The organism is Mucilaginibacter sabulilitoris (assembly GCF_034262375.1).
GTDB lineage: Bacteria > Bacteroidota > Bacteroidia > Sphingobacteriales > Sphingobacteriaceae > Mucilaginibacter > Mucilaginibacter sabulilitoris.
Window position 1 is genome coordinate 4,912,505 of the sequence record NZ_CP139558.1, and the last position, 14,346, is coordinate 4,926,850.

General features: G+C 41.0%; 18 protein-coding genes. All 18 read right to left on the reverse strand.

All coding sequences use genetic code 11. The annotated features are described in order from the left end of the window. Positions 1-302: 302 nt before the first annotated feature. Complete coding sequence (locus SNE25_RS21150) at positions 303-428, reverse strand: hypothetical protein (RefSeq protein WP_321560994.1); 126 nt, start codon at positions 426-428, stop codon at positions 303-305. A 332-nt stretch (positions 429-760) separates the two neighbouring features. After that, positions 761-1,495, reverse strand: coding sequence for a hypothetical protein (locus tag SNE25_RS21155; RefSeq protein WP_321560995.1), 735 nt, complete (start codon positions 1,493-1,495; stop codon positions 761-763). Beyond that, positions 1,443-3,275 (reverse strand): bifunctional DNA primase/polymerase, encoded by a 1,833-nt coding sequence (locus SNE25_RS21160; protein ID WP_321560996.1) that lies wholly within the window; start codon positions 3,273-3,275, stop codon positions 1,443-1,445. Before SNE25_RS21160 ends, SNE25_RS21155 begins: the two co-directional genes overlap by 53 nt. 6 nt (positions 3,276-3,281) lie before the next feature. Next, positions 3,282-4,751 carry a DEAD/DEAH box helicase gene (locus SNE25_RS21165; RefSeq protein ID WP_321560997.1) on the reverse strand — a complete coding sequence of 490 codons (1,470 nt, stop codon included), beginning with the start codon at positions 4,749-4,751 and terminating at the stop codon, positions 3,282-3,284. A 4-nt stretch (positions 4,752-4,755) separates the two neighbouring features. Further along, positions 4,756-5,931 (reverse strand): ATP-dependent DNA helicase, encoded by a 1,176-nt coding sequence (locus SNE25_RS21170; protein ID WP_321560998.1) that lies wholly within the window; start codon positions 5,929-5,931, stop codon positions 4,756-4,758. 197 nt (positions 5,932-6,128) lie between these two features. After that, on the reverse strand, positions 6,129-6,389 hold the full coding sequence (locus SNE25_RS21175) for a hypothetical protein (protein ID WP_321560999.1): 261 nt from the start codon (positions 6,387-6,389) through the stop codon (positions 6,129-6,131). Between the two features lie 226 nt (positions 6,390-6,615). After that, the gene (locus SNE25_RS21180; RefSeq protein ID WP_321561000.1) at positions 6,616-7,917 is read right to left on the reverse strand and encodes a PcfJ domain-containing protein; all 1,302 of its coding nucleotides are present in this window, start codon (positions 7,915-7,917) and stop codon (positions 6,616-6,618) included. Positions 7,918-7,919: 2 nt separating this feature from the next. Then, complete coding sequence (locus SNE25_RS21185; RefSeq protein ID WP_321561001.1) at positions 7,920-8,291, reverse strand: PcfK-like family protein; 372 nt, start codon at positions 8,289-8,291, stop codon at positions 7,920-7,922. Positions 8,292-8,302: 11 nt separating this feature from the next. Then, positions 8,303-8,527 carry a hypothetical protein gene (locus SNE25_RS21190; protein ID WP_321561002.1) on the reverse strand — a complete coding sequence of 75 codons (225 nt, stop codon included), beginning with the start codon at positions 8,525-8,527 and terminating at the stop codon, positions 8,303-8,305. Next, entirely contained in the window at positions 8,514-9,332 is an 819-nt protein-coding gene (locus SNE25_RS21195; protein ID WP_321561003.1) for an HNH endonuclease signature motif containing protein, read from the reverse strand. The genes SNE25_RS21190 and SNE25_RS21195 overlap by 14 nt, the downstream gene beginning before the upstream one ends. A 253-nt stretch (positions 9,333-9,585) precedes the next feature. Beyond that, positions 9,586-10,218 carry a hypothetical protein gene (locus tag SNE25_RS21200; protein ID WP_321561004.1) on the reverse strand — a complete coding sequence of 211 codons (633 nt, stop codon included), beginning with the start codon at positions 10,216-10,218 and terminating at the stop codon, positions 9,586-9,588. A 36-nt stretch (positions 10,219-10,254) separates the two neighbouring features. Then, complete coding sequence (locus SNE25_RS21205; protein WP_321561005.1) at positions 10,255-10,794, reverse strand: hypothetical protein; 540 nt, start codon at positions 10,792-10,794, stop codon at positions 10,255-10,257. A 76-nt stretch (positions 10,795-10,870) separates the two neighbouring features. Continuing rightward, the gene (locus SNE25_RS21210; RefSeq protein ID WP_321561006.1) at positions 10,871-11,260 is read right to left on the reverse strand and encodes a hypothetical protein; all 390 of its coding nucleotides are present in this window, start codon (positions 11,258-11,260) and stop codon (positions 10,871-10,873) included. Between the two features lie 120 nt (positions 11,261-11,380). Further along, positions 11,381-12,280, reverse strand: coding sequence for a pentapeptide repeat-containing protein (locus tag SNE25_RS21215; protein ID WP_321561007.1), 900 nt, complete (start codon positions 12,278-12,280; stop codon positions 11,381-11,383). Beyond that, complete coding sequence (locus SNE25_RS21220; protein ID WP_321561008.1) at positions 12,277-12,468, reverse strand: putative quorum-sensing-regulated virulence factor; 192 nt, start codon at positions 12,466-12,468, stop codon at positions 12,277-12,279. The genes SNE25_RS21215 and SNE25_RS21220 overlap by 4 nt, the downstream gene beginning before the upstream one ends. Further along, positions 12,468-13,370, reverse strand: a complete 903-nt coding sequence (locus SNE25_RS21225; protein ID WP_321561009.1) for a hypothetical protein — start codon at positions 13,368-13,370, stop codon at positions 12,468-12,470. Before SNE25_RS21225 ends, SNE25_RS21220 begins: the two co-directional genes overlap by 1 nt. Further along, positions 13,345-13,503 (reverse strand): hypothetical protein, encoded by a 159-nt coding sequence (locus SNE25_RS21230; protein ID WP_321561010.1) that lies wholly within the window; start codon positions 13,501-13,503, stop codon positions 13,345-13,347. Before SNE25_RS21230 ends, SNE25_RS21225 begins: the two co-directional genes overlap by 26 nt. Further along, positions 13,503-14,345 (reverse strand): AAA family ATPase, encoded by an 843-nt coding sequence (locus SNE25_RS21235; protein WP_321561011.1) that lies wholly within the window; start codon positions 14,343-14,345, stop codon positions 13,503-13,505. Before SNE25_RS21235 ends, SNE25_RS21230 begins: the two co-directional genes overlap by 1 nt. Position 14,346 lies beyond the last annotated feature (1 nt).

The following is a 14,346-nucleotide window of genomic DNA, read 5'->3' on the forward strand; positions in this document are numbered from 1 at the left end:
ACAACGACAAACTAACCCTTAATCAAGTATTATGAAGACATACACCCATATAGCTAGGTTATACGGATTCAAGTGTTTTTTCAATGAAAACACCGGCGAGGTTGAAGGTACAAGTTGGGTGAACAATATGCTTATCGAATTATTTGTTTGGATAGACGTCACTTTTACTTCCAATGAAAATTTTGAAATTAAAATAATTCAAAAACTTTAGCGTTCTTAATCTGTAGTTAAAAAAAAAGCGGCTCCGAGCTAGACCAAATGCTCAGAAACCGCTCATAAACTGAAAAAAACCTCCGACGAAGTTAGTTTTTAATCAGTATTTTGAAGGGCTTACCATTTGGTCTCCTGATGACTGTTCCGTTTTTAAGCGTTATTGTCATCCTGAAGATGTAGGTCCCTTCTTCTTTTGGTTTATCCGATTTTTTCACGTTAACATTTTTACATGCATCCTTTAGTACATGATACCTAGTTTTTGCTTCTCCCTACTAGGAGGGATTACTTGACTTTCTTAGTCTTAAACCGCCATTCGCTATATCAAGAAGCCAGGCAATAATTTAGCAATAGGAGTCGTAATTGTGTGTTTAGGTAAAGGAGTTAACGCTGGACGGATACCCATTATAACTATTTCAAAGATAGGATTTTGTATCTATTTCAAAAATGTTTTCACAAAATATTTCACACTTTTTTCACACATTGCTAAAATTTCTGGCAAACTTGTTTAAAAGTTAAATTATATAAAGTATATGTTTAGGTATTTTAATTAAAACGGATCCCCATTACCACCTCTGATATCATCAATATCCACATCTCCAAATAGTCTACATTTAAACTCTCCATTCACGAACCTGATCTTCTTATCATATATATAACTCACATTATGGTGTTCGCAGTAAGCCTTAATAGCCTGGTTTAGTTTAGCCGATGACGGCCAGTAAGTTTTCTGAACATGGTTTTCATTATAAAACGATTCCATGGTCTTTTTAAATTCTTCATTGGTAATAAATCCAGTTGTAGTCCAGGACTCCCAGCTATTCAAAATAAAGGATGTAGCGTGACCGTAGGTCTGCTCCCACTGTTTCATCCACCCAGTTTCAGTTAATTCGGTAGCGGTCAGCTTTCGGCCAGCCTTTAACCATTCCTGTATGCTGGTAGCAATTAATGAATCAAAGCCTGCATAGTCCATATCATCCCAGCCTTTAGGAAAATGAGCATTGAAGTAAACATCAAGACCCCCGCAGGCAGTAAAGAAGTTGGTAAACTCTAATGGGATGATACGACGCATCAAACCACCGTCCGAATTTTCATAGCTGAAGTTTGTTTGAACCATAAACTTAGGTGCATATTTATTATCAACCTCTACCTCATCTTTAAACAATTTCTTCCAGATGAATGAACCGGTGGCCGGCTCTTTAAGGAAAGCGAAGTCAAAGTTTTTAGGAACATCACTTATACCGAAAATTCGCTGACCGTTCCAACTCTGGAAAAAGCTTTTCATCAAATTTAGCCTGAGCGCCTGGCTTACTGGTGTAGGTAGTGGTAAGCTTTAGTAAATTACAAAATACGTTCTTACCGCTACCACCGCCCTGTTTAGGATCCGGACATTGCTCCGTCAAAACGATGATAAAGCCAGTTGTTTCATCCTTATACTCATGCGAAAGGTAACCCAAAACTTTTTTAGCCTGCGGAAAATCGGTAACAGCCAGTTTTAGATATTCAATATACTTGCCACCATCACCATAAGCATAATTACGCTTCTGAATGCTATGATCCCAGACGAGTTTATCCATCAACTCATATCCGTTAAAAGTGATATCATTTGCAGTGATGACAAGGTAACCATTATTATAGCACTTGTATGCGGTATGCATATCATCACAAAGTACAGTAGTATCATCAAGCTCAGGAAGCCGCTCAATAGTGAACTTCCCTGATTTCTGTATAAAGCTTTCATACGAGTTACAGATATCTTCGTAAATATCTGCTTCCTCTTCTTTAATGTAAGATTTCAGGGTGTCATAATAATAACGTTCGGTTCTATGATAGACCACATTATCAATTATTTGAACCACTTTACCGTCAAATGTTTTAAATCCAAGCCCATTGGATACCTGATAAACACCCTCTCGGCTAATTGATATCTTTTCATCATCAGAATGTTCCCAAAAAATACCATAAGGATGATCCTGCTGAATAACTGATTTTAATTCCTCAAACTGCTCTTTAGCAGCTGGGCTAAAATTAACCGGTATAGGATCACCGGATAAGGAACGCTTTTTAATGATTGCTTTTTCAATGGATGGCTTAACTATGCCATATCCATTACTAACCAAGTGCTGGTATGTTTTACGTTTATCACCGGCAAACTTTAATTCAGATAATACAGTGGCAGGATGGTATCCTTTATTAGCATCCAGTTCAGTGGATGAGGTAAATATAAAAAATACACGTTTAGATATGTTCCATGATGCTGATACACCTTTATTTTTACCCGGACGCGTGAACCAAATGAAATGAGGGTTACTCTTAAATTCTTCCCATCCAAACTCTTTTAAAAACTCAACCGGATTACAATTGACGTTAAAGTGATCCCAGGGATTTTCAGTATAGTATTCACTTTCGGTTTTAGTAGGTTTGTAAGTGGGAGCCACTTTTATTACCTCATTATATGTTTCGCAAAGGGTTATAAGGCTGCATCGTTCCTCCCAGGTAAGTACAGGGATATCAGCATCCTTTTGAATCGAATAACCTAATGAAGGAGGGGCCAATATATAACCGCCCTCTCCACGCGTTTCAATGAAGTTATAGGTTTTATTTTTTGGGCTTGATATTAATTCTTCATTGGTAGCCTCACGGCCGGCAAGTTTAATATTGCCAGGTATTTCACCATCTGCAACACGGTATAGAATATGCCATCCACCTGATGGTGTTTTGTGAATACGTAGTTTGACAAATAATTCCGGATAGATGGCTTTTATATCCTTAAAAAGGATAGCATCGATACCGGTTTTATACTTAACATCGACATCAATAGCTTCCAGATTGCCGCTAATCTTGCCGCATACTATACCCACAGCTTCGGTGTTATGAAACTCCATAAGTGCCCATAGCTCGCTCTTATCAACGCGCTGTGACTGGTATTTTTTCCATGATCCGAACGGAGTTTTAGCAAGACGGACTGATGCTTCATCGTCCTTATCACGTACGGGGATTACAGAAATTCCATCTAATATAAGTTTCTCAACTTGGCTCCAAACTGCGGATAACGTAGCACCCATGTATAACTATCTTAAAATAATATCTGAAAATTCAATTCTCTCTTGTGGGATTGGCTGATGATCAAGCCATCCACTTTTATATCCCATCGATGCGGCGAAATCAATTAAAAAACCGGGGTTAAGCTGCTCCTGAGCTTTGGCTACGCGTATGGCGAACATCTTTTTATTACGCAGGTTAGCAAAAAGGGATAGTTCTTTTGGAGTAAGTTCACTTACACGTTTACCTGCCAATGCATCAAAACGCTTAGTAACATCCTCGGCAATACCGGGTTCAACCGGCCTCGGCTTCTCTGGCATGACAAAACCGCAAAACTTACATTTCTTAGCTGATGCAGCAATCATACTTTCACAGTGAGGGCAAGTGGTCATGGCGGCAGCATCTTCTTTGGAACGATTCTTTTCCTTTTTGTTCCACATTTCTTTCCAGTCATGATCAGCGAAGTAAGCACCGTGCCTGTCAAAATTTGAACCGTAGTCAAGGCACCTGAAAAACATTCCCTCTTTTTTACGATCGCCACGGAAAAGCATTTGAAGGTATATGATCAATGATGTTGTGGCCCGGTAAAGAACAATCAAATCCACTTCCGGATAATCATAACCGGTAGTCATACCGCCAACACTGATAATGATATTTGTTTCGTGAAGCTTATCAAACTTGGCAACCTGGTAAACAGAATCATCCCGCTTACTGTGATTGATAGAGCACGAAAATCCAGCGGACACCATCACCTCAAATACTTCCTCTGCATGCTCAATACTTGCGCAAAACAGCATGCACTTATTAAATGGATATTCGCGGAGATCATTAAACAATTCCTGATAATGAGTATCAGTACCAAAGAATTTTCGTTGACTGGTGGCTGTAAAATCACCGGCTTTCTTTTCCAGTTTATCCGTGCCTTTACCTGACTTTCGCTGAATGTGCTGATAGTCGCATAGGATATTCTTGTCAATGAACCACTGCACCGGATGCGTAGTAACACAATCATTATAAAATTCCGGTAGATGCTTAGCATACCTAAAATCAGGTGTAGCGGTGAAACCGAGGCGCTTGCCGGTGGTCAATCGTCGCAACACGTTGCTATACCGGCCTGAATGACATTCATCAATAATAATGTAAAAATTGCAGGTTAGTCGATTGAATTGCTCAATGATAAGGTTTCGACGCTCTAATGTCTGGGTCATGGCCACATAAAAACCACCTTCAGCTATATGAACAAACTTAGGCGATTCATCATTGATGCCAACTGCACCGGCCTCATTCAAGTTTTGATTAAAAACGTTTTTTCGTTCGGTAAGAATCAGAGTAACACCGCCCCTATTGCAAACCTGAGTGCCGATGTAAACAAAAGTTTTAGTTTTACCGGTACCGCCAGGTGATTGACCTATAACATGGGTATGCTGCTTCGACGCCACTGCTAAATCTTTAACAAGTGCCTGTTGGTAGTCATAAAGGGTATAGCTTAAATGTCTCATAAGCTTAACGATTTATGATCACAAGACCGGCAGGAGATTTACAACGGCTTAATGCAGTATATAACTGGCCTTTGCTAAAACAATCCCGCGATAAATCTATAGTAACCTCTTCAAACGTAAGGCCCTGACTTTTATGAATGGTTAGCGCGTACGCAAGCCTAATAGGAATTTGCGTAATGCTACCGATCTCCTTTAATTCAAGAGCATCCTCGGCATCATTGAGCACATATTCCTTTTTCGATAATTGAATAGGTTCAAGTGGATACTTAACGCCTTTAACATCAATGAAGAAATTATCATCAATGACCCGGAAAATGCCGATCTTACCATTTACCAAATTGTTATTTTTTGAGTTGATTAGGTACATTACGGTAGCGCCGTCTTTGACAGTTACTTTAGGCTCAAGGTTGAAATCAGCGAGCTTTACCTTGCCAGAAATCTGGGCATCAAAAACATACTCCTTACTGTCGATTTTGTTAAGGCCATCAATATTATATTTTGTAACGGTTGCTTTATGTGGTGCCAACACAACACCTCGGCTTTCAGTACCTATGAATTTTTTGAAATAATCACTTTTACCGCCTTCCCTTATTATATTTAGGTGAGATATAAACTCCTCATCAGTTTGGCGCAGAACTTCATCCAGTTCAATACTTTCAACGCCTAACTGTTTGTATACTTTTGCATCAAAGAACTCTGAACCATCATATTTAGTAAACAACATGCTGCGCATATTATCATCAATAACTGCAGGCAATTGTTTTAGATCGCCAACGAAAATAATTTGTATAGATTTAAGGCTTTTACAGCCGTTTTTCAATAATGTCCAGTTAATGGCATCAAGTATATCAGGGCGAAGCATTGAAACCTCATCGATAAAAATAACATCTATTTTTTCCATAACCCTTCGCTTTTCAGATTTAAAATATCTGCAGGTTTCATAAGTAAGCACACCAAACGGATCAAGTCCAAACATCGAGTGAATGGTTTGTCCGCCGATGTTATTCGCAGCGATACCGGTCGGCGCCAATGCGACAACGTTTTTACGAAGTTTTTTTAACTGCTCAATAGCCTGGCTAACCACAAATGATTTACCGGTACCTGCTTTACCAGTTAAAAACACATTTTTACCCGACAATACTGCCTTCAGAAATAAATCCTGATTTTTAGATAATTTCATGGTTATGAGCGGTTAATTTTAAATATCACCACCCCCGCAGCCTTACAAGGATTAGCGGTCATTGAACCAGCATTGAGATGCATGGCGGCTTGCGGAGGGGGTGATGGAATGTCTTTTGGTTGCTAATCCTATTAATTTCTTTCGCGGTTTAAAGATAATAAATATATTCTTATTATTCTAAAATTAGAATTAAAATGTTATGTTTTTAATTGATGAGTATTCAATATACGAATCCTTTCTTTGGCAGCCTCTACTGCCCAACCTTCCCCACGAACTGATATCAGGTTGATGAGGGCGTGAATTTCGTCTGTGGTAGAGATTGGTACCGATACCACATCAGCAGCAGTCAATGAAAGCCTTCTGCATTTAACAAATGTTTCGCTTACTCCAATCTCCTCCGCTAACTTTGCCGCAGGCCTACCAGGATGGTTGAAAATGTATTTGTCTATAACTGTCATATCGAAATTGTTAATTGTAAAGCGTAACCCATTTTAGACGGTGTCACTATGTCACCCATGTCATTGCTATAATCATACTGGAAGTAGTTATTAATAAACTTTTTCATGTAGCACTCCTTATTTATTTCTACTAGTCCTGAATTACACTCCCTACAATGGGTTTCAGATTTCATGCAGTTATGGGCAACTGAATCGCAATTCGGGTCTATACAAACTTTTAGAACGGTCATGCGGCCTGTCTCCTACTCTCATTATACACCTTTCTTATCTTTGGTAAATTCTTACGCACCAGGCTAATTATCTCGTCGTGATGAGGTGTCGGTAAATTTTGGAGGCCGCGTGATTGCTTAACTTTCATTTCATCCAATGATACTTCAATTGTCTCCACCGGCTTTCCATCTATACGCGCGGATAAGATGAGTGAATCCTGTTTTTTGAAATATTCATTAGTAAAAACGCAGTGGTGAAGCTTTAACCCTTCCTCTGCAAATTCTGGTACGCTTTCGAGGACTTTCACGGTGATTTTCCCATTGGTAAATAGCATACCGAAGAAAGCCTTTTTAGCGGCTTCATATTCTACCTGATTTTCGATAGCCACTCTTCTTTTACGCTCGGATTCCCTAGTCTTTTCTACCCTCTGTTTTTTAATAACCAATTCATCATGAGCTGCCTTCAAGTCTGCCGGGAAAAGATATTTGGGGCTGTTTAAGTCTTTATTGAAGAAAGCAAGGAGTTTGAGGTAATCCAACCATGTTATTGTATCATCAGGCTTAATAATTTGGTTGTTCCTGATAGCAATCTTAATACTATTCCAGTATCTGTAAATATCATTATCCCTGCTACCGACATAGGCTTCTAATAAACCTACCTGCCGCGATTTGATTAATGTTTCAGCTTTACTATTACAAAGTATCGCTCTCATTACCTTGTATTGAGAAACTTCTTTAATAGCATAGGTGTATCCATTGCGGGCATAGGCAGGCAATACTTTTATTTTAGGATAAGTGGCGTCTGCCCACAAATCGTATTTGTTGCCGTAATACCCTGCTGTATCCCTGCATTCCAGATCACCATTGAAACTATCAATGTTAAATGATGTAGTTCGGCAGCGGGCAATAACTTGCATTTCTTTTTCCGGGTTGAAAAATTGCCGTACAACCTCCATCATGTATCTCCGCGCTGGTTTGCCTACTTCCTGAATTTTAATTAACTCGAATAATCTAACCACCTGGTATTCGCCCCTTACATCTAACATAGAAAAGTACTTTTTCCCTGGATTGTGTTGTTTTTTGCGAGTGTCAACAACTGAAAGTTTGACATTGCAGGCGGGGCATTTGACAGAGGTATCCTTTTCTTCCATCTGCCATATATGGCCACATTCTAAACACCCCGTACCCTTTGTTTTGCTTCGGTAGGCTAACCGTTGAAAACAGTGCTGGTATGCGTATGCGCTCTGTATTTTGGTAATTTCAGGGAGAGTATCGCTCACATCTACTAGCGCCCTTTGTGCTTTTGTACGTGCTTTCATAATCAGAACATTGATACTTGATTTTCGATAACTGGTTTCTTAATAGCGGACTTTTTGACGATTGGTGCGGCAGATGTAGGTTGTGAGGTAGCTTTTGCCGGCCCCTCTACATGGTGGTTGACAACCACACGAGCATTAACAGCCTTGCCAACGTCAATCACATCTTCATCATAGTAATGAACGGCCATGCCGTATATTTCGGCATCTGCAAATCCCGACTGACCGGATTTTTGAACCTGATTAAGGATATAAGTCGTGCAATCATCAATGTTTTTGGTAGGCAGGTTAAGCCGTTCAGCGAACACTTGATCATTGATAGCCAGGTTAAGCAGATGATCACTGATAATGTTTTTAAATGAATCTGAAGCTTTCATGATTTATCCTCCTATTTGTTTAACTGCTTTGTGTTTTCAATAAAATCAGAGGTAGGGCTCAGCTTACCCATAACTTTCGCATAATCTACTTCTACCTTGGCTGACTGGACAATTACGCTTCCCACCTGTGCTACGGCGTTCGCGCGCTGGATATCCATAGGCGCCTCTTCATCCAATAGGCCTTCAAGTGTTGCGAAAAGATGATTTCTGAGGTCTGTTAATTTATTTTGTGCCATGATTCTTGATTGTTTTTTTAAGTTTCGATAATATTTTAATTGTTGAAATTAGTTCCGGAGGAAAGCGTTGTATAGTATTTCTTGCCATGTTCTCCTGTCTGGTTATAAGTTCCAAATTGGAAAGATCACAGTTCATTGAATCCAGATCCCTGAACCAAAGGCAATGGCCTTCGGGCAGAGGCCCGTTTACCTGCTCCCAAGTATGAGTGTGCAGCGGCTTCCAAACGCCAAGGCTCAAACGGACGTATTTGTAAGCGCGGCCACCGTTAGCGCGATCTGGATGATCATGCCTGATGGTAATAATGCCATCCTTATCAAAAGCTGTTGCCGGGATATCTCCTTTTTTGAATCTCGTTAAGGCCGTACGCTCAATAGCTTCGGCACTCATGTAATCTATTTGCTTTTTACCTTTGTTTGGAGGCGAAGCGCCTGGCTGAATCCTACTCGCTTGCTTGCGGGCTTCAATAAGTTCACGTGGGATGGTAAGGCCCAATCGCCTTAATGCATATTGCACACCGGTATGACTTCGGTTTAAAGCTGATGCCATTGTTTTAACCGGCATAGTTAAGTAGTTAGCTTTAATGAACCTATCTTCCTTTTTTGTGAAACTGGTTTTGCCACGCTGTTTAGCTGATCGGAACTTTTGACTTACCTCAGCAGGAACTATCAATCCATTTTCTTTTAAGAAACGCCTTATAACCTGCCCTGTACATCCACAAGCTTTACCCATATCATTGCTACTGATCAATAAGTAATTTCTCCTTATATACCTTTCCTGTATGCTTAAAAATCGATGTGGTTTCATATTAATTTATTTTACTTACCCACCGGGGCAACCCTTATCACCATCCTATCCCAAATCCAACATCCTTCATCCATATGCAGCAGCCAATCATCATGACGCCGAACGGTGGCGAAGGTGAAATCCCTGCGGGTGACAGTGTAAACTTGTCCACCTGGGACATATTGGTATGATTCGCCCTCCCTTAATGTGTTGAATGCCACACGGACCGCGGTATCGGGTAATTGTGTTTCTTCTATGAGATGGTTGTGGAACATTATTTAATTGTGTGAACGGATTCCTTTTCAAGTACCGGCATGATTAGCAGGGATATATCATCTTTTGAGAATAATGAGGGTGAATCCTCTGATCGTTGGCTAATCAAGTCAATTTCGGCCAAGTCAAAAAATTGGCACAATTGATATAGCTTCTTAATGTATTTAGGCGCGAAGCTTGCCATACCTATAGTAATACATTTATCCGGATCAGGGATCATTTTGCCATCTTCATCAGGGAATGACCCTTCACCATCGGATAATGGGCACTCGAAATCCTCTCTGTATCGCTCCCCATCGTGAATGAACTCCCACTCAACCTCTCCATCACCTTTGCAGGCTTTGCACTCTTGGTCTTCCCTGATAGTGGGTACCGACTTTAAGGCAGTTAGAATGTCTTTGGCAGTGATGGTTTTGATTACTGGCCCTAGTTCTGGAATGACTTTCAAGACGTTTTCAGGTTTATAATCCTTCAAATCTTCTACCTCAGGCGCAAGTTCCGCCGGGATAATAACCAACACATGCCTATCAGTAGCATATACTTTATCAATAATACGGAATGGTGTTTTGCTCCAATCCTGCCAAGCATCCGGGTCACTCACGAATAATTGCAATAGTTCTTTTATATCTTTCATAAAACTTATTTATTTTATTCTAATACGAGAATATTATTATGCCGCCTTTACATTTTGAGCTTGTTTCAACTCTTCAAAATATGCCAGGTGCATTTCTTTTGTAGCAAGCAACTCCATCGTGTCAGACCTGCGATACATAAAGTAATCATGATCATAGATTATGTGTCTGTGAAGGAAAGCGTGATCCGCAATTGACAACTCAATGATATCTTTTGCATACTGGAAGCTATAGCACCAATGGTGGCGTTCATTGCCTTTGGCGCATGTAACGTGTTGACACAGATTTTTTGCAGCTATTTTTTCAGGGAATGATTCAGCGTACCTTTGCATTGCGGCCTTTTTATCCTCAGGTGATGGCTTATGGATATCTTTGTATCCAAGTCTGTGATATTTATCTCTATGGCGCTCTTTTTCTCTTTCTCGCCATTCAGGATCATCATTTAATCCGTATGCGCGCTCAGCTACATCTTTTTTAGCGCAATCCTTGCACTTGTTTAAATGCCCATCGCCCATCTGTTTGTGCTTGTAGTATTCCGACAACGGTTTTTCTACATTACATTTAAAACATCTTTTCATAAAACATTGATTTTTTGCACCTCAAAACCCCACATGTTTCCATGTAGGGCGAGATAAATAACACCTTTAGATAAGGTCAGAAGGGTAAATCCAAGTCGTCATCTGCATTCACCACACCAGTCGCAGCGGCACCAGCAGTATCATTCGCAGTGGCACCGCTCCAATCCTTAATATTTCCCAGAATAGGAGATAAATCCTGGGCGGATTTTTTCCCTGCTTCGTCAAGGCCTTTCCAGATTTTGCTATCAGTGGTTTTGCTGATAAATCCGTTTTGTCCGTATTGATCCTGCTCCGGTTTGAAGTTTACATTTACAGACATGTAAACGGCGCCGTCCTTTTCGGTTAACAGGTTGGCATCAATAGGGATGAATAATCCTTTGATCATACCTGACTTACCTTTTTTCTCCATGATAACATGCTGCAGCTTTGTAAGCGCGATGCTACCAGATAGCTTTCTTTCACTCATTGTAGTTTGAATTTGATTTGATTATTTGCCCATATGGGCGGGTTTATATTAATTCGATTGTTGTTACTACCACGGGCCAATCACCGGCAGTAGTTATTTCGTAGGTGGTGATTAGCGTCACTATGCGGCGGTTAGGATCAGGAATTCATCAACCCACTCTAATGTGAGTTTAGAAACTTCATTATTATCTGGCGTATCACCGCTTCTTATTCCAGTAAACCATCTTTCTGCTGGTCGATCAGCATCAGGTTTAATACCAGGTATTTGCTCATAGCTGCAATTCCTAACATTTGCCAGTGTACCGACCAAACAAGCGCATTCGCCGGTATAGGTTGAACCATCAACTTTGCCATCAATAAGCGCTTGCCTAAGGCCCTGAACTTCATTTCGTGCATAGAGTAGGATCATAAAAAAGTCGGCCTTTATTGGGTTATTAACGGCACCACTCAGGTTGGCACCACTCAGGTTGGCTATGCTCAGGTTGGCACCACTCAGGTTGGCACCACTCAGGTTGGCTATGCTCAGGTTGGCACCACTCAGGTTGGCACCACTCAGGTTGGCTATGCTCAGGTTGGCACCACTCAGGTCGGCACCACTCAGGTCGGCACCACTCAGGTTGGCACCACTCAGGTTGGCACCACTCAGGTCGGCTATGCTCAGGTTGGCACCACTCAGGTTGGCTATGCTCAGGTTGGCTATGCTCAGGTTGGCACTTCTCAGGTTGGCACTTCTCAGGTTGGCACCACTCAGGTTGGCACCACTCAGGTCGGCACTTCTCAGGTCGGCACCACTCAGGTTGGCACCACTCAGGTTGGCACCACTCAGGTCGGCACCACTCAGGTTGGCTAAGCTCAGGTTGGCACCACTCAGGTTGGCACCACTCAGGTTGGCTAAGCTCTCTTTTTCTCTCGCCTGCCTGATGCACTCAGCCACTGTTTTAGCTATGGTATTGCCTTCTGTCTCAAATTCAAACAGAACTTTGCCTGTCCACCAGTTTTTAATTTCTAATTTAATTTTCATATTGATTTACGTTGTAATTGTTTACTGATATTGGTATTGATTGCTGCAAGGTTACCCTCAATGTATCTTTTCAGATCACCATGAGCCTTACCTTCTGCGTATAGCCACTTCAAATAATCATCGGGCACATTTGCCAATGCTACCCCTTTATGTTTGCCCCAGGGCATTAGGGTGTTGTCGGTGTACATTATGCGGCAGCTAATAAGTATTTCCTGTTTTCTATTAATTGAGAAATGTATGCCCGGCACATTTGAACCCTTACCTTTAATTCCTCAATAACCGAAGGCTCACGCTTAACATTGAAGGTTTTTAAACGAAGTTCCGGGCCCAGATCAGAATAAGTCATTTCACGGTGAACCTTTTGACGTATCTCATCAGTAATAAATCCGCGCTGGCCTTCCTCCCACGATAGTGACCTCATCTCTTTTTCCATAACATTTAGGGGAGCATCCATAAGGGCGTATGTTAAAATGGCATCGTTAAACTCTATGCCATATGCCTCACTTACCAAATGCATGTAAACTTGAAGCTGGGTTTTGTAACCGTCCGTGGGAATAACCTCATCAAATAAAGGAAGGGTGAAACAATCCCAAACGTTTTTCATGTCGATAACGGTTGGTATAAATGTTTCAATCATATCATCCTCAGCATTGCTAAGTAACTCACAAATAATATCCGGAGTTCCCTCCATCCACTCATCACTAAACCACTCTTCATTTTTAGCTACATCACCCCAGCCCAATGACTCAGCCGCGAATTTTATACTTTCATCCTCGCAAGAAATACCCTTTTCCAAATACTTATTGGCGAAGTTTTTACGGCGGTCGTAAAGCTTCTCCTTTAACCATTTTTCGCAATAAGTTTTTGCACCGGTAGGTAACTCTGGATTTTCAAACTTGTAGTTGAGGGCCGCCAATTCAGCTTCCATATTAGGAGTTAAAGGTTTTACACCCTTCTCACCAGCTTCAAATGCTTTTTTTCGCTCAGAAAGCTCAGTACGTTTGGCAGTTTGTGCATCTGATAACCCTATTGTGCCGGCCAATATTTCGCTTGCGGCACTGGCCCTAATTTTGAACTTTGGTATTTCCATTTCCTTTAGGTTTAGCTACCTGCTGCTTGATTGGTGCAGCAGGCATGGTTAAGTGTTTCTTAAGTTGATATACTTCACTGGCGTAGTAATCGGCTTCCTGGAAGTCGGTAAACATTTCTTTTGATGAAAGCATTAGGCGGCAACTGGATCAGATACAGGAGGTGAAAGTTTTGCCTTTAGTTCATCTTTTAACTTCATGCATGCTTTTTGTTCTGCTACCGGTAATGATTTGTAAACATTTGCCAATTCGGTAATTGAAGTAGCTTCTTTCAATTTTTCAGAAGCAGACTTTTGAACTGCACCATCCTCGCACCAGTTTTTAATAGCCTCACCAGTTTCCTCAGTAATCAGGAAAGGATTTTGACCCTCAAATAAGTTGGTACGATCTTTTGACGGAATAGCCAGGTGAGTATCGCGATCAATGTTCAGGGAAACGGTTAATTCATATTCCCAACCTTCGCGCTGCTGGTCTTTCATACCAACCTTTTTCACTTTTTTATCATCGCCCATAACGGTCTCCATTTTTGAGCGGGTGCAGGTAATGATATGAGCAGTTGATTGCAAGACCTTATTTACAAACCTATCATGCCGCGGTGTAGTAACAGACCATGCCGACCATGTGTTACCGCGAAACTTAGCTTGTGCAAGCAGTTCGTTTTCTTCAAGGATACAGGACCATTCGTGAGAGGTGCTATCTAATATGATTACTTCAATGCCGGCCTTTTCACAAATCTCAATGGCCTCAATGTATTTCTCAGGTGTGTAAGGGGCAGTTAATCCTATGGTGTTAAAATCACCAAGATTAGAGTAAAGGCTGGCTGATTCATTCTCAGTGTCGACAACAGCTATCTTTTCCCAGCTTCCACATAACCCTTTTGCCATACGTAAAGCTGAATATGTCTTACCCGCACCGCTTGGAGCTGATATGTTTAAGCGAAGCTTAACCTTACTTCTGGTTGCTTTTTTTAATTCCATG

Coding starts and splice junctions, on each gene's coding strand:
- SNE25_RS21170 (WP_321560998.1), bottom strand. CDS start 5,931: ATGAAATTATCTAAAAATCAGGATTTATTTCTGAAGGCAGTATTGTCG.
- SNE25_RS21225 (WP_321561009.1), bottom strand. CDS start 13,370: ATGGAAATACCAAAGTTCAAAATTAGGGCCAGTGCCGCAAGCGAAATA.
- SNE25_RS21165 (WP_321560997.1), bottom strand. CDS start 4,751: ATGAGACATTTAAGCTATACCCTTTATGACTACCAACAGGCACTTGTT.
- SNE25_RS21155 (WP_321560995.1), bottom strand. CDS start 1,495: ATGAAAAGCTTTTTCCAGAGTTGGAACGGTCAGCGAATTTTCGGTATA.
- SNE25_RS21200 (WP_321561004.1), bottom strand. CDS start 10,218: ATGAAAGATATAAAAGAACTATTGCAATTATTCGTGAGTGACCCGGAT.
- SNE25_RS21215 (WP_321561007.1), bottom strand. CDS start 12,280: ATGAAAATTAAATTAGAAATTAAAAACTGGTGGACAGGCAAAGTTCTG.
- SNE25_RS21190 (WP_321561002.1), bottom strand. CDS start 8,527: ATGGCACAAAATAAATTAACAGACCTCAGAAATCATCTTTTCGCAACA.
- SNE25_RS21235 (WP_321561011.1), bottom strand. CDS start 14,345: ATGGAATTAAAAAAAGCAACCAGAAGTAAGGTTAAGCTTCGCTTAAAC.
- SNE25_RS21160 (WP_321560996.1), bottom strand. CDS start 3,275: ATGGGTGCTACGTTATCCGCAGTTTGGAGCCAAGTTGAGAAACTTATA.
- SNE25_RS21210 (WP_321561006.1), bottom strand. CDS start 11,260: ATGAGTGAAAGAAAGCTATCTGGTAGCATCGCGCTTACAAAGCTGCAG.
- SNE25_RS21220 (WP_321561008.1), bottom strand. CDS start 12,468: ATGTACACCGACAACACCCTAATGCCCTGGGGCAAACATAAAGGGGTA.
- SNE25_RS21175 (WP_321560999.1), bottom strand. CDS start 6,389: ATGACAGTTATAGACAAATACATTTTCAACCATCCTGGTAGGCCTGCG.
- SNE25_RS21195 (WP_321561003.1), bottom strand. CDS start 9,332: ATGAAACCACATCGATTTTTAAGCATACAGGAAAGGTATATAAGGAGA.
- SNE25_RS21185 (WP_321561001.1), bottom strand. CDS start 8,291: ATGAAAGCTTCAGATTCATTTAAAAACATTATCAGTGATCATCTGCTT.
- SNE25_RS21180 (WP_321561000.1), bottom strand. CDS start 7,917: ATGAAAGCACGTACAAAAGCACAAAGGGCGCTAGTAGATGTGAGCGAT.
- SNE25_RS21205 (WP_321561005.1), bottom strand. CDS start 10,794: ATGAAAAGATGTTTTAAATGTAATGTAGAAAAACCGTTGTCGGAATAC.
- SNE25_RS21230 (WP_321561010.1), bottom strand. CDS start 13,503: ATGCTTTCATCAAAAGAAATGTTTACCGACTTCCAGGAAGCCGATTAC.